The organism is Streptomyces spiramenti, from assembly GCF_012034385.1.
GTDB classification, from domain to species: domain Bacteria; phylum Actinomycetota; class Actinomycetes; order Streptomycetales; family Streptomycetaceae; genus Streptomyces; species Streptomyces spiramenti.
On the sequence record NZ_JAAVJB010000144.1, the window covers coordinates 1 to 13,122 of the forward strand.

Consider the following 13,122-nt stretch of genomic DNA (forward strand, 5'->3'; position numbering starts at 1 on the left):
CCGGCCGGCGGTCGGGCCGCTGCGGGGCGGGGCGCGGGACGGGGCGGCGCCGGGGCGGTGGCCGCCGGGGCGCCGCGTCTCGCTAGGGTGGAGTGGTGACCTCCCCCATCGAGCTGGTGATCTTCGACTGCGACGGCGTCCTGGTGGACACCGAGCGGCTGGCCCTGCGCATCAACGTGGAGCTGGGCGCCGAGCTCGGCTGGCCGATGGACGAACGCGAGATCGTCGACCGCTTCCTGGGCCGGTCCAACGCCTCGGTGAACGGGCAGATCGCCGAGCGGCTGGGGGCCGAGGCGGCCGACACCTGGGAGAAGCGGTACGTCGCGCGCCTCAACGAGGCCGTGGACCGTGAACTCACCGAGGTGCCCGGCATCAGCGAGGTCCTGGACGGCCTCGACCTCCCGTACTGCATAGCCTCCAGCGGCTCGCACGAGAAGATGCGGCGGACGCTCGGTGTCACGGGGCTCGCCCCGCGGTTCACCGACCGGATCTTCTCCACGACCGAGGTGGCCCGGGGTAAACCCGCGCCGGACCTCTTCCTGCACGCCGCGGCCACCATGGGCTTCGCCCCGGAGGTCTGCGCGGTGGTGGAGGACAGCCAGTACGGCGTCGCCGCCGCCCGCGCCGCCGGGATGCGGAGCTTCGGCTTCGCCGGCGGCCTCACCCCGGCCGAGTGGCTGGCGGGCCCGCAGACGGTGGTGTTCGACGAGATGCGCGCCCTTCCCGCGCTCCTCGCCGCGGGCTGACCACGCCGGCGCCCCGGGCGCACCGGCGCGCGAAGGACACTGGCGGGTCCCGAGGTGCCCGACCCACACCCGTCCCACCAGGTGTGACATACCTCAAGGGTTCGCCGCCGACAGTGCGGGCAGGGCATCGGGGGACGGTTGCGCCCCGACGTCCGGGGTCGGCGGCCCTCCGGCGGGGCGGGTGCGCCGCCGTGCGATGCGATGAAGACTTGCGAGAGATGTACGAGATGACGGCAGACACCGAAGGAGCGGCCATGAAGATCGGGATCGTCGGAGCCACCGGCCAGGTCGGCGGCGTGATGCGGGAGATCCTGGCCGAGCGGAAGTTCCCGGTGGAGCAGCTGCGGCTGTTCGCGTCGGCGCGTTCGGCCGGCCGGACGCTGCCCTGGGCGGGCGGCGAGGTCACGGTCGAGGACGCGACGGTCGCCGACTACTCCGACCTGGACATCGTGCTCTTCTCCGCCGGCGGGGCGACGTCCCGCGCACTGGCGGAGAAGGTCGCCCAGGCGGGCCCGGTCGTCATCGACAACTCGTCCGCGTGGCGGCTCGACCCCGAGGTGCCGCTGGTCGTCGCCGAGGTCAACCCCGACGCCGTCGCGAACCGGCCCAAGGGGATCATCGCCAACCCCAACTGCACCACCATGGCCGCGATGCCGGTACTTCGACCGCTGCACCGCGAGGCCGGGCTGGTCTCGCTGGTCGTCGCCAGTTACCAGGCCGTCTCCGGCAGCGGGCTGGCCGGGGTCTCCGAGCTGGACGAGCAGGTGCGCGCCGCGGTGGCGCAGGGCGCCACCGGGCTGGTGCACGACGGCTCGGCGGTGGACTTCCCCGCGCCGCACTCCTACCGCCGCCCCATCGCCTTCAACGTGCTGCCGCTCGCCGGTTCCATCGTGGACGACGGGCTGGAGGAGACGGACGAGGAGCAGAAGCTCCGCAACGAGAGCCGGAAGATCCTGGACCTGCCCGAGCTGAAGGTCTCCGGCACCTGCGTCCGGGTCCCGGTCTTCACCGGGCACTCGCTCCAGGTCAACGCGCGGTTCGAGCGTCCGCTCAGCCCGCAGCGCGCCAAGGAGCTCCTCGGCGCCGCGCCCGGCGTCGCACTGTCGGACATCCCGACCCCTCAGCAGGCGGCGGGACGCGACGCGAGTTATGTGGGGCGCATCCGCCGGGACGAGACCGTCGACCACGGGCTCGCGCTGTTTCTCGCCAATGACAACCTGCGCAAGGGCGCGGCGCTCAACACCGTGCAGATCGCCGAACTGATCGCCGCCGAACGGGGCTGACCCCCACTCAGCGGCCAGCACTCCGGGGGTAGGAGCACCACCCGGGTGGGATTGCACGTCACCCGGGTGGCGGCCGACCCCGTGACTAACGAGCAGTCAGTGCGCAGATGCGACAACACCCTTGATCCGAGGGCATATCGTATGCACGAGAAGCGTCACAGACAGGCATTGATCTGACTATCTGCTTGGCGCACTGTCGGCGTCATGGACGACGATAGGGACGCGGGTGTTCCCGCGATCGTGAGGAGGAGGCGTCCATGGGATCGGTTCGCAGGGCCAGCGCTTGGCTCGGCCTGGTCGATGACCGCGAGATGCGCTACTACGACGACGAGTACGCCGACGGACCGGAGACCGGTTCGAGTGCCGAGGCATGGACGACCGACCCCCGGCTCCAGGTCGCGGCCGAGTCGGCGAGACACCAGGGCAGCCGGATCGCGACCGTCACCCCCCAGGGATTCCGTGACGCACGGGGCATCGGTGAGCTGTTCCGCGAGGGGGTGCCGGTGGTCGTCAACCTGACGGCTCTGGAGTCGGGTGACGCCAAGCGCGTCGTGGACTTCGCAGCCGGTCTGACCTTCGGCCTGCACGGCACCATCGAGCGGGTCGCCAACCGCGTCTTCCTGCTCACGCCCGCGCGCTACGAGGTCGTCTCCGGCGACCCGCGCCGCAACGAGGGCGGCTTCTTCAACCAGAGCTGACGGCGCGTCCGCTCGCCGGAGCCCCCGGTGAGCGGGCGCGAACCAGGCGCCGCCCGCGAAACGGACCGGCGCGCGGCAGCCCCCCGTCGCACGCCCCGGTGCTGTACTGGGCGCATGACATCCACCCCGACTCCGCCGGCCCGCCCGTCGGCCGACCGCGATCCGGCGCCGATGACGGACCCGCTGGACCTGCTCGACATCTCCTGGACGCTGAGCCAGGAGGAACGGGACATCCAGCAGACGGTCTCCCGGTTCCTCGCCGACCACGCCCGCCCCTACCTGGGCGAGTGGTTCGAGACCGGCCGCTTCCCCCGCGAACTCGTTCCCGAACTGGGGAGACTCGGCCTGCTCGGCATGCACCTGGAAGGGTACGGCTGCGCGGGGGCGGGCGCCGTCGCCTACGGGCTGGCCTGCATGGAGCTGGAGGCCGCCGACTCCGGACTGCGGAGCTTCGCCTCCGTCCAGGGCTCGCTCTCCATGTACTCGATCCACCGCTACGGCTCCGAGGAGCAGCGCACCCGCTGGCTGCCCCGCCTGGCCGCGGGCGAGGCCGTCGGCTGCTTCGCCCTGACCGAACCCGACCACGGCAGCGACCCGGCCGCGATGCGCACCCGGGCGGTACGCGACGGCGGCGACTGGATCCTCAACGGCACCAAGACCTGGATCACCAACGGCTCCATCGCCGACGTGGCGACGGTGTGGGCGCGGACCGAGGAAGGCGTCCGCGGGTTCCTGGTGGAGCGCGGCACACCCGGCTTCACCAGCCACGACATCGGGCACAAGCTCTCGCTGCGGGCGTCGGTCACCTCCGAACTGGTCCTTGACGACGTCCGCCTCCCCGACGCGGCGCGGCTGCCCGACGCGACCGGGCTGCGCGCGCCGCTCTCCTGCCTGGGCGAGGCCAGGTTCGGCATCGTCTTCGGCGCCCTGGGCGCGGCGCGCGACAGCCTGCGCACCACTCTGGAGTACGCCGACACCCGGACCCAGTTCGACCGGCCGATCAGCGGCTTCCAGCTCACCCAGCGCAAGTTCGCCGACATGGCGGTCTCGCTCAACTCCTCGATGCTGCTGGCCCTGCACCTCGGCCGACTGAAGGAAGCCGGGCGGCTGCGGCCCGAGCAGGTCAGCGCGGGCAAGCTCAACAGCGTCCGCCAGGCCATCGCCATCGCACGGGAGTGCCGCACGGTGCTCGGCGCCAACGGGGTCGGCCTGGAGTACTCGCCCCTGCGGCACGCGAACAACCTGGAGTCGGTGCTGACCTACGAGGGGACCGAGGAGATCCACACCCTGGTCGTGGGCCAGGCGCTCACCGGCCGCTCCGCCTACCGCTGACCCCCGGCGGCTCCCGGCCCGGGCCGCACCGCCACCGGGCCGGGAGCTCCGCCGGCGGTGCGGCACCGGCATCAGCCGACGGTGTCCCGGAAGGAGACGCCCTCGCAGCGGAGCGCCGCCACCCGGTCCTGGACCTCCTGCGGGCTCAGGTTCTCCTCACCGGCGTAGTAGACGTAGTCCACCTGCTGGTCGTAGACGCGGAACCCGTCCAGCGGGGCGAGGTCGATGAACCACTGGTTGACGTTGATGCTCATCGGCCGCTCGGGCAGGTAGTACGCGTCGTGCTCGGCGAAGAACTCCCCGTCGATGTGGTAGACGATGCGCTCCTCGTCGATGGTGAGGACGAGGTCGCGCCAGCCTGCGTGACCGGCGGCACGGACCGTGCTCGCGTTGTCGGAGAGCCACGGGTCCGGCTGGTAGGTCTCCCACGAGGTGGCGAACATGGCGTGGTCGTCCTGGCCCCAGCCCCCGTTGGGCAGGTACTCGAAGTCGTACTCCGAGTAGTCGCGAGCCATCGGTGCGGTGAGGTCGTTGATCGCGAAGAACGTCTGGACGACCTCGTCGCCGTCCGGCCCGGTGCGGGGCTCGTCGGAGAACCGCACGCGTGCCGCGTACGTGCCCTCCTTGAACTTCCGCTCGGCGGTGTACACCTCCGACTGGACGGTGCCGGCCTCGGTGCCGTCGGTGGCGGCCTCCAGGTTCATCACCGTCCCGTCCCCGCCGTCCGGGAAGGTGACGTTCCGCGCGCTCCAGCCGGCGTCCGGCAGGCCGGGGCCGCCGGCGTAGCCGCGGACGGACCACCCGTTCTGCCGCAGGCGGGGGTCGTCGTGGGAGGTGTAGTCGAAGTCGTCGAAGAGGACACCCGCGGCGGTGGGGGCGGTGTCCTCGGCCTCGGCGGCGTTCTCGGCCGTGCGCTCGCCGACAGGGGCGGTCGGCGGAGCGGGGTCGCCCGCCGCCGCCCCGTGCAGGACGACCGGGGTGACGATGGCGACCGCGGCGACCGTGCAGGCGGCGGCTGTCCGGCGTGACCGTGGCTGGGCTGCGCGTCCGGGCATGGCTGGTCCTCTCGTCCTGTGGGGGTAGGACCGGGCCGGGCGGCCCCGCCGCTCGTCTCGCGGGATGCCCCCGGTACCGCTCCGGCGAGCGAACGTTGCACGGTGCACGGGCAGCGTCAACCGGCGTCGGCGGTTTCCGGAACCCCGGTTCCGGACCGCCCACGCAGCCCCGGACCGCGGACCACCGGGGGTCGCCGCCGCCGCGCCCGTCGGCACCGGAACCGGAGGACGCCCCGGGGAGGAATTGCGCGATGGCACGCATTCGGCGCAACGCCCGCCCGTAATTGCTCCCGCCACGCATTCGGCGGCACACCCGGAGCGTGACTCCGCCCGCAATCCCAAGGCGTGAACGCAAAGCGCGGACCGTGGCGCAAAGCGCGCCCCCTGGTCCCCGCCACATCACATCGGCATCACGAAGGCGAGCTGAGGACAAAGTCCCGCTATCACCCGCTGTAATCTTGAGAGAGTGCGTACCCGAATCCTCGCCCGCCTCGAACAGGAGCCACAGCGCCCGGACATGGCCGCTCCTGACATGAGCCGTGTGCGGATGTCGCTGCTGGGCACCACCGCGGTCTTCTACGCGGCGATCGTCGGGCTGGTGCTCAGCACCTCCTGGCTGGTCCACCTGGACTGGCAGGTCATGCTCTTCCGCCCCTACAAGCAGTGGCCGGAGCTGCACGCCTTCCTCGACTACTTCGTCGTGCTGGGGCAGCGGGGCCCCACCGCCGCGCTGATCGCCGCGTGGCTGGGCTGGCGCTCCTGGCGGCAGCGGACCCTGCGCCCGCTGCTGGTGATGGGCTGCGCACTGCTGCTGCTCAACCTGTCGGTCGGCGCCGCGAAACTCGGCATGGGCCGCGAAGGCCCCCACTACGCGAACATCGTCGGCTCGAACGAGATGTTCCTGACCGGGGACATATTTCCCTCCGGGCACACGGCCAACGCCGTGGTGACCTGGGGAATCCTCGCCTACCTCGCCACCACCCCGCAGGCCCGGCGCATCCTGTCGATCATCGCCGCGGTCTTCGCGCTCGGCGTCGGGACCACCACCGTCTACCTGGGCACCCACTGGGTCAGCGATGTGCTGCTCGGCTGGGCGGCGGGGCTGCTGATCCTGCTCGCACTCCCCTGGTTCGAGCCGCTGCTCGACCGGATCGAGATGCGGGTGCTCACCGACCGGGACCGCCTCTGGGAGCGGTTCTCGCTCCGCGAGCCGAAGCGCGCGCAGGCCGTGGCGCCCGTGACCGTCGGCGTGCGGGGCGGCCGGGAGGTCGAGGACGCCCGCGACACCGAGTCGGCGCCCGTGCTCAACGGCCTGCGGCCCGCCCGCTACGGCGCGCACCCGTACCGCCCGGCGACCGGACCGCGCCCCACCGGTCCGCCCGCCCACCCGGGCGGTGCCCACCCCGGCGCCGGGGACCGGCCCCCGGTGAGCCCCGCCGGCAGTCACTGACCGACGACGAGCGCCACGACGGGGTCGGTCAGCCGGCCCAGCAGCGCACGACGACGTCGTCGCGGACGGCGAAGTTGAGTCGGCCCTCCAGGAACTCCAGGGTGATGATCGCGTCCGGGGGCAGCGACCGTACGGTCTGCCAGCCGGCGGCACGGGCCCGCTCGCCCGCGGCCTCGGCACTCAGGCCCAGATAACTGTCGGTCGTGTCGCGGGAACCGTCCGCGTCCGAGGGGTGGGAAGCCATGCGGCCCACCGTACGGCGTGGGCGCGGCACCCGGAAGTGACGGGAGACCGACCGCAGTGTCACGCTTGTGTCACAGCGGACCCGGTGCGACCCCGCCGCGGATCACGGCCGGGAACGGTCGCCCCCAGCGGTGCGGCGGAGAATTCCCCGCGGAATAGGAACCCGATTTCCCGACTTTCACCTCGCCGTTCCGCGCCGCTCCCGACGACGGCGGGCAACGGACCCGTCCGGTGAATTCACCCTGGTCAACCAGCGCCCTATTCCGGCGCGTGCCGGGGACGAACTCCCGGCACGTCGCGCCCCGCGGCGGAGGAAGGCGGGGCGTGCCCGGGCCGGGCGGCGCGGGCACGGGCGCCCCGGGCCGGCGGCCGGGCCCGCTCCGGAATCGGCACCCTCCAGAGCGTGACCTGGCCCCGTCCGCGCCGTTGAACCTCTCGGAGCCGCCGCAGGCAGCGGACCCAGGAAACCCTAAGGAGTACCAGTGTCAGCATTGCTCGACGTCAGCGCGGACGTACGTGCCGAGATCGGCGAGGACGAGGCCGAGCGCCTGCTCACCGGGGACAATTCCCCGGGCAACTACGACTGCACCTCCTGCCGCAACCCGGGCGACGCGGTGCGGGAGCGCACGAGCACCGTCCTGTTCGTGGGCGAGGAGACGGCCGTGCTGGCGTTCGCGCACGCCGCCTGCATCCCCTCGCAGGTGGTACCGGTGTCCGAGGAGCAGCTGAAGGGGGCTGTGCGCTCCATCACCGGCCAGGGCAGCGACATCGCCGCCGGCTCAAAGGAGTCCGGCGGCCAGGCCGTCCTGGGGGTCACCTGCGGTCTGGTCATCGTCGACGAGCAGCTGTACGCCTCCTTGGTGGTGGAGCCGAACGGCGCGATCGCCCGCCCCGGCTCGGAGGCGGCGGGTGACGAGTTCCTGCCGCTCATGATCGAGCAGGGCTTCTTCCCCGTCACCAGCGTGGGCAAGGCCCCCGCGGAGCTGACCGGCTGGTCGGTGCTGCTGGTCGGCGGCGAGCTGCACGCCGTGCTGCAGCCCGGTCTGGTCGGCAGCCCGTCCACCGCCTGGTGGCAGGCGCACCAGCCGCTGCCGGTGACCGAGGGCTGGCGCAACGCCGCCCGGCAGCGCGGCAAGGTGCTGCTCCTGGCCTCGCCGGCGGGAACGATCGGCACCCAGCCCCGCGAGGACCTGCTGCGGGACGCCCTGGACCAGGCGGCCGAGGGCGGCCGGCTCGTCGGCGCCGTCATCCCGCTGGCCGGGACCTGAGCGAGTCCGGCCGGCTGGGGCGATCAGGTAGTACCGGCGGGCGCCCCGCATCCGTCGACGCGGCCGGTCGTTGGAGGAACGTGCACCCTTCCGAACCGTTCCGCCCGCAGCAGCCCGGCCGCCACCGCCACATCCCCGGGATGCGTCCTTCGTTCGAGCCGGCCGCCGGCCACTCGGCGACGCCGATCTACGACGCGCTGTGCGCGGAGTACCGGCGGATGTTCCGGACCCTCCCCGGCGACCGCAGCGGGGAGGAGGAGCTGAGGTTCGACGCCTTCGGCACCTTCGGCACCCCGCGCACCGCGGTCGCCGGCTGGCACGACCCCGGACGCCGCCACGGCTCGTCGCTGCCGGCGCTGCCGCCGGGGCGACACGGCCGCGGTGACGGCCGCCTCTGACCGCACGCGACGGCGCCGCGACCGCCGCTCCCCCGCTACGGGGGGGGTGGTCGCGGCGCCGTCGTGCGCCTGCGGCGTGACCGGGCGGGAGGCGCACGAGCGGGCGCCCCGTGACCGTGCGGCGCCCGCCGTGGAAGCCCGGCGTACGACGGCGCCCGTCCTTCGCCTGTGCCGAGGGGCGGGCGCCGTCGCGATCGTCACTTGCGCTTGGCGCCGCGCTTCTCCCGGACCCGGACCGACACCTGGATCGGTGTGCCCGCGAAGCCGAACTCCTCGCGCAGGCGGCGCTCCACGAAGCGCCGGTAGCCCGCCTCCAGGAACCCGGAGGCGAACAGCACGAACCGCGGCGGGCGGGTGCCGGCCTGGGTACCGAACAGGATGCGGGGCTGCTTGCCGCCCCGGACCGGGTGCGGGTGGGAGGCGACGATCTCGCCGAGGAAGGCGTTCAGCTTCCCCGTCGGCACCCGGCTCTCCCAACCGGCGAGCGCGGTCTCCAGCGCGGGCACCAGCTTCTCCATGTGCCGGCCGGTCCGGGCGGAGACGTTGACGCGCGGCGCCCACTGCACCTGCACCAGGTCCCGCTCGATCTCCCGCTCCAGGTAGAAGCGGCGCTCCTCGTCGAGGGTGTCCCACTTGTTGTAGGCGATGACCAGGGCACGGCCGGAGTCGACGGCCATCGAGATGATGCGGGTGTCCTGGACGCTGATCGGTTCGGTGACGTCGATCAGCACCACGGCCGCCTCGGCCTTCTCCAGGGCGGCGGCGGTACGCAGCGAGGCGTAGTAGTCCGCGCCCTCCTGGAGGTGGACCCGGCGCCTGATGCCGGCGGTGTCGACGAACTTCCAGATGCGGTCACCCAGTTGGATCAGCTCGTCGACCGGGTCCCGCGTGGTGCCGGCCTCCTCGTTGACGACGACGCGTTCCTCGCCCGCGACCTTGTTCAGCAGTGAGGACTTGCCGACGTTCGGCCGGCCGATGAGCGCGATGCGGCGGGGGCCGCCGGTGACCGTGGCGAAGGATTCCGGCGGGGCGTCCGGCAGCGCCTCCAGCACCGCGTCGAGCATGTCCCCGGTGCCGCGGCCGTGGAGGGCCGAGACGGGGTGCGGCTCGCCCAGGCCCAGGGACCACAGGTAGCTGGCGTCGGCCTCGGCGGAGGGTCCGTCCACCTTGTTGGCGCAGAGCACGACCGGCTTCCCGGCCTTGCGCAGCAGCCGCACCACGGCGGTGTCGGTGTCGGTGGGGCCGACCACGGCGTCCACGACGAAGACCACGGCGTCGGCCGTGGAGATGGCGAACTCGGCCTGGGCGGCGACGGAGGCGTCGATGCCCAGGACGTCCTGCTCCCACCCTCCGGTGTCGACGAGCCTGAAGCGGCGGCCGGCCCACTCCGCCTCGTAGTTGACGCGGTCGCGCGTCACGCCGGGCTTGTCCTCCACGACCGCCTCGCGGCGGCCGAGGATCCGGTTGACCAGGGTGGACTTGCCGACGTTGGGGCGGCCGACGACGGCGAGGACCGGCAGCGGGCCGGCGCCGGCGGCGGCGAGTTCCCCGTCCACCTCCTCGGCGTCGAAGCCCTCCTCCTCGGCGAGCCGCATGAACTCGGTGTACTCGGCCTCGTCCAGGGCACCGTGGTCGGTGCCCGCCTGGGGCTGCTCTTGGTCGCGCATGAGGTCCTGTCTCCGTCGTCGGCCGGGGCTGTCCCGGTGGGGCCGCCCTCCGAGGGCGGTTGCGGTGCCCGGCACGCGGCGGGGCCCGGGCTGCTCCCCCCGGGGCCGATGGCGCGCGGCGAGTGCCGCGCGGCGTCATCGGCCCGACGGTGTGGTGGCCGTGGGAGGGGCCCGACCGCCCAGCCTAACGCGCGGTGAGAGTCCGGGCCGACGCGAGATGCGCCGCCAGGCGTTCCCGGACCTGCTCGGCGGCTGTGTCCAGCGCCGCCCGGGTACGGCGACCGCTGCCGTCCCCGGCGTGGAAAGGCTCGCCGTAGACCACGTCCAGCCGCCCGCGCAGCGGCGGCAGGCCGGGCAGTACCCGGCTGCGGCGCTCGGAGCTGCCGAGGACCGCGACGGGCACCACGGCGGCACCCGAGCGCAGCGCGAACCACGCGAGACCGGAGCGGAGCGCGGCGAAGTCACCGGCGCCACGGCTGCCTTCGGGGAACATCCCGATGACGCCCCCGGCGCGCAGCACCGCGAGGGTGTCCGCCACCGCGCCTCGGTCGGCCGAGCCCCGGTCCACGGCGATCTGGCCGAGGGCGCGCATCGCCGCGCCCGCCGGGCCCACGAACGCCTCGCGCTTCACGAGGAAGTGCACCGGCCGCGGCGAGGTGCCGATGACCAGGGGTCCGTCCACGTTGTGGCTGTGGTTGCCCGCGAGGATGACCGGACCGGTGCCCGGGACCCGCCAGGCGCCCAGCACCCGGGTGTTCCAGGCGCTCCGCACCAGGGTGATGCCGATGCGGTGCCCCACGACGGCGCCCCGAGGGCTGGGGTCGGGGCGCGGGCCGTCCTCGGGCCGGGTGGCGGTGGTCACGAGACGGGACGCTTCCGTTCCTCGACGAGCGTGGCGATGCAGTCGACGACCTCGTCGAGGGTGAGGTGGGAGGTGTCCACCTCGGTCGCGTCACCGGCCTGGGCCAGCGGGGAGACGGCGCGCGAGGAGTCGGCGGCGTCCCGGCGGGCGAGGTCGGCGCGGGTGGTGGCGACCTCCGCCGCGCCCCGACGGCCGATCTCCCCGCTGCGGCGGGCGGCGCGGACCTCCTCGGAGGCGGTGAGGAAGATCTTGAGGTCGGCGTCGGGGAGGACCGTGGTGCCGATGTCGCGTCCCTCGACCACGATGCCGGCGGTGGCCTCGGCGGCGATGGAGCGCTGGAGCCCGGTGATCAGTTCCCGGACAACGGGGACGGCGCTGACGGCGCTGACGGCCCCGGTCACCTCCGGGCCGCGGATCGGCGCCGAGACGTCGGTCCCGTCGACGGTGATCGTCGGGGAGCGGGGGTCGGTGCCGGAGAGGACGACCGGGGTGGCCGCGGCGGCGGCGACGGCGGCCGGGTCGGCGACGTCGACGCCGTGGTGCAGCATCCACCAGGTGATGGCCCGGTACTGGGCGCCGGTGTCGAGGTAGGCGAGGCCGAGCCGTGCGGCGACCGCCTTGGAGGTGCTGGACTTGCCCGTTCCGGACGGCCCGTCGATGGCGACCACGACGGCGGGTTTGGCGGACACGGAGATGCGCACCTCTTTCTCGGACCGGCCCGTTGCGGGTCGGCTGCGGCGGGAGCAGGGTGGGACGGCGCGCCCTGCGGCAGCCCGCGAGGGCGGCTGGGCACGACCGAGGACAGGTTAGCCGCTCACTCGAACGGCCGTCGCGCAGGGAGCGGACCGCACCGTTCCCGGGCCGCTCACGGGCGGCCGGAACGCCACACGGCGGCGGTCGGGCCGGCGGGCGTCCCGCGGCGCCGCCGTCCGGATCGCGCGCGGGTCACTTCCTGATCGACCAGCCGCGCTCGCGCAACGCGGCGCTCAGTCCCGGCGCCGCCTGGGGGTCCACCATCAGCTGGACGAGGCCGGCCTGCTGCCCGGTGGCGTGCTCGATCCGGACATCCTCGACGTTGACCCCGGCGACCCCCGCGTCGGCGAAGATCCGGGCGAGCTCCCCGGGCCGGTCGGTGATCAGCACGGCGACGGTCTCGTAGGCCGCCGGCGCGGCGCCGTGCTTCCCCGGCACGCGCTGCCGGCCGGCGTTGCCGCGGCGGAGCAGCGAGGCGACGCCTGCGGCGCCGTCGGCGTGTTCCTCGGTGTCGGGCGAGGCGAGGGCCCGCAGCGCACGGACGGTGGCGTCCAGGTCCTCGGCGACCTCGGCGAGGATGTCGGCGACCGGGCCGGGGTTGGCGGAGAGGATGTCGATCCACATCGCCGGGTCGGAGGCCGCGATCCTGGTCACGTCGCGGATGCCCTGGCCGCACAGGCGGACCGCGCTCTCCTCGGCGGCGGTGAGGCGGGCGGCGACCAGGCTGGAGAGCAGCTGCGGGGTGTGCGAGACCAGCGCCACCGCCCGGTCGTGGGCGTCGGCGTCCATCACGACGGGCACGGCGCGGCAGAGCGCGACGAGTTCGAGGGCGAGGTTCAGGACCTCGGTGTCGGTCTCGGGGGTGGGCGTGAGTGCCCAGGCCCGACCCTCGAAGAGGTCGGCGGTGGCGGCGAGCGGCCCGGAGCGCTCGCGGCCGGACATCGGGTGGGTGCCGACGTACCGGGAGAGGTCGAACCCGGCCGCGACGAGCTCCCGGCGGGGCCCGCCCTTGACGCTGGCCACGTCGAGGTAGGCGCCGGCCGCGCCCCGGGCGTCGGCCGCGGCGAGAGTTGCCGCGACGTGCGCGGGCGGGACCGCGACGACGGCGAGGTCGACGGGCTCCTCGGCGGGCGAGGTGTCGCCGGCGCCGAGGGCGGCGGCGGTCATGGCCTGCTCGGGGTCGTGGTCCTGGAGGTGGACGCGCACCCCCCGGGAGGTCAGCGCGAGGGCGATGGAGGTACCGATCAGGCCGGTGCCGATGACGAGGGCGGTCCGCATCGGGCCAGGGTAGCCGGGCTCCGGGGCGCCGCACGCCGTCGTCCCGGCCGCCGGCCCCCGGGGCGGCCCGGGGGCGGGCGGCCCGGGGC

General features: G+C 73.9%; 13 protein-coding genes. 7 read left to right on the forward strand and 6 right to left on the reverse strand.

Annotation, left to right across the window (positions count from 1 at the left end; translation table 11 throughout):
• Window positions 1–95: 95 nt before the first annotated feature.
• The 4 genes from HCJ92_RS16375 (at window position 96) to HCJ92_RS16390 (ending at window position 4,059) form a co-directional block, all read left to right on the forward strand.
• A complete protein-coding gene (locus HCJ92_RS16375; RefSeq protein ID WP_167934343.1) occupies window positions 96–746 on the forward strand; it encodes an HAD-IA family hydrolase in 651 nt (216 codons plus the stop codon).
• Window positions 747–1,000: 254 nt separating this feature from the next.
• Window positions 1,001–2,029: an aspartate-semialdehyde dehydrogenase gene (locus HCJ92_RS16380; RefSeq protein WP_167934344.1), complete on the forward strand. Its 1,029-nt coding sequence runs from the start codon at window positions 1,001–1,003 to the stop codon at window positions 2,027–2,029.
• 257 nt (window positions 2,030–2,286) lie between these two features.
• Window positions 2,287–2,727 carry a cell division protein SepF gene (locus HCJ92_RS16385; RefSeq protein ID WP_167934345.1) on the forward strand — a complete coding sequence of 147 codons (441 nt, stop codon included), beginning with the start codon at window positions 2,287–2,289 and terminating at the stop codon, window positions 2,725–2,727.
• Window positions 2,728–2,841: 114 nt separating this feature from the next.
• On the forward strand, window positions 2,842–4,059 hold the full coding sequence (locus HCJ92_RS16390) for an acyl-CoA dehydrogenase family protein (protein WP_420824726.1): 1,218 nt from the start codon (window positions 2,842–2,844) through the stop codon (window positions 4,057–4,059).
• A gap of 71 nt (window positions 4,060–4,130) precedes the next feature.
• Here the strand turns inward: HCJ92_RS16390 and HCJ92_RS16395 are convergent, their stop codons facing one another.
• Window positions 4,131–5,114, reverse strand: coding sequence for a glycoside hydrolase family 16 protein (locus HCJ92_RS16395; protein ID WP_167934346.1), 984 nt, complete (start codon window positions 5,112–5,114; stop codon window positions 4,131–4,133).
• A gap of 466 nt (window positions 5,115–5,580) precedes the next feature.
• On the opposite strand from HCJ92_RS16395, the gene HCJ92_RS16400 reads away from it, so the two are divergent.
• Window positions 5,581–6,564 carry a phosphatase PAP2 family protein gene (locus HCJ92_RS16400; RefSeq protein ID WP_338054213.1) on the forward strand — a complete coding sequence of 328 codons (984 nt, stop codon included), beginning with the start codon at window positions 5,581–5,583 and terminating at the stop codon, window positions 6,562–6,564.
• A gap of 28 nt (window positions 6,565–6,592) precedes the next feature.
• Here the strand turns inward: HCJ92_RS16400 and HCJ92_RS16405 are convergent, their stop codons facing one another.
• A complete protein-coding gene (locus HCJ92_RS16405) occupies window positions 6,593–6,808 on the reverse strand; it encodes a proteinase inhibitor I78 (RefSeq protein ID WP_167934347.1) in 216 nt (71 codons plus the stop codon).
• Window positions 6,809–7,289: 481 nt separating this feature from the next.
• Between HCJ92_RS16405 and HCJ92_RS16410 the strand changes: the two genes are divergently transcribed.
• Together HCJ92_RS16410 and HCJ92_RS16415 are read left to right on the forward strand one after the other, a co-directional pair.
• A complete protein-coding gene (locus tag HCJ92_RS16410) occupies window positions 7,290–8,075 on the forward strand; it encodes a hypothetical protein (protein ID WP_167934348.1) in 786 nt (261 codons plus the stop codon).
• An 80-nt stretch (window positions 8,076–8,155) separates the two neighbouring features.
• Window positions 8,156–8,473, forward strand: coding sequence for a hypothetical protein (locus HCJ92_RS16415; RefSeq protein ID WP_338054214.1), 318 nt, complete (start codon window positions 8,156–8,158; stop codon window positions 8,471–8,473).
• 197 nt (window positions 8,474–8,670) lie between these two features.
• Here HCJ92_RS16415 and der read toward each other — a convergent pair whose 3' ends face one another.
• The 4 genes from der to HCJ92_RS16435 all read right to left on the reverse strand — a co-directional run bounded on the left by der (window position 8,671) and on the right by HCJ92_RS16435 (window position 13,033).
• Window positions 8,671–10,140, reverse strand: coding sequence for a ribosome biogenesis GTPase Der (der, locus tag HCJ92_RS16420; protein WP_167934350.1), 1,470 nt, complete (start codon window positions 10,138–10,140; stop codon window positions 8,671–8,673).
• Window positions 10,141–10,324: 184 nt separating this feature from the next.
• On the reverse strand, window positions 10,325–11,002 hold the full coding sequence (locus HCJ92_RS16425) for a lysophospholipid acyltransferase family protein (RefSeq protein WP_338054215.1): 678 nt from the start codon (window positions 11,000–11,002) through the stop codon (window positions 10,325–10,327).
• On the reverse strand, window positions 10,999–11,697 hold the full coding sequence (gene cmk / locus HCJ92_RS16430) for a (d)CMP kinase (protein WP_420824727.1): 699 nt from the start codon (window positions 11,695–11,697) through the stop codon (window positions 10,999–11,001). The genes HCJ92_RS16425 and cmk overlap by 4 nt, the downstream gene beginning before the upstream one ends.
• Window positions 11,698–11,947: 250 nt before the next feature.
• Window positions 11,948–13,033 carry a prephenate dehydrogenase gene (locus tag HCJ92_RS16435; RefSeq protein ID WP_167934352.1) on the reverse strand — a complete coding sequence of 362 codons (1,086 nt, stop codon included), beginning with the start codon at window positions 13,031–13,033 and terminating at the stop codon, window positions 11,948–11,950.
• Window positions 13,034–13,122 lie beyond the last annotated feature (89 nt).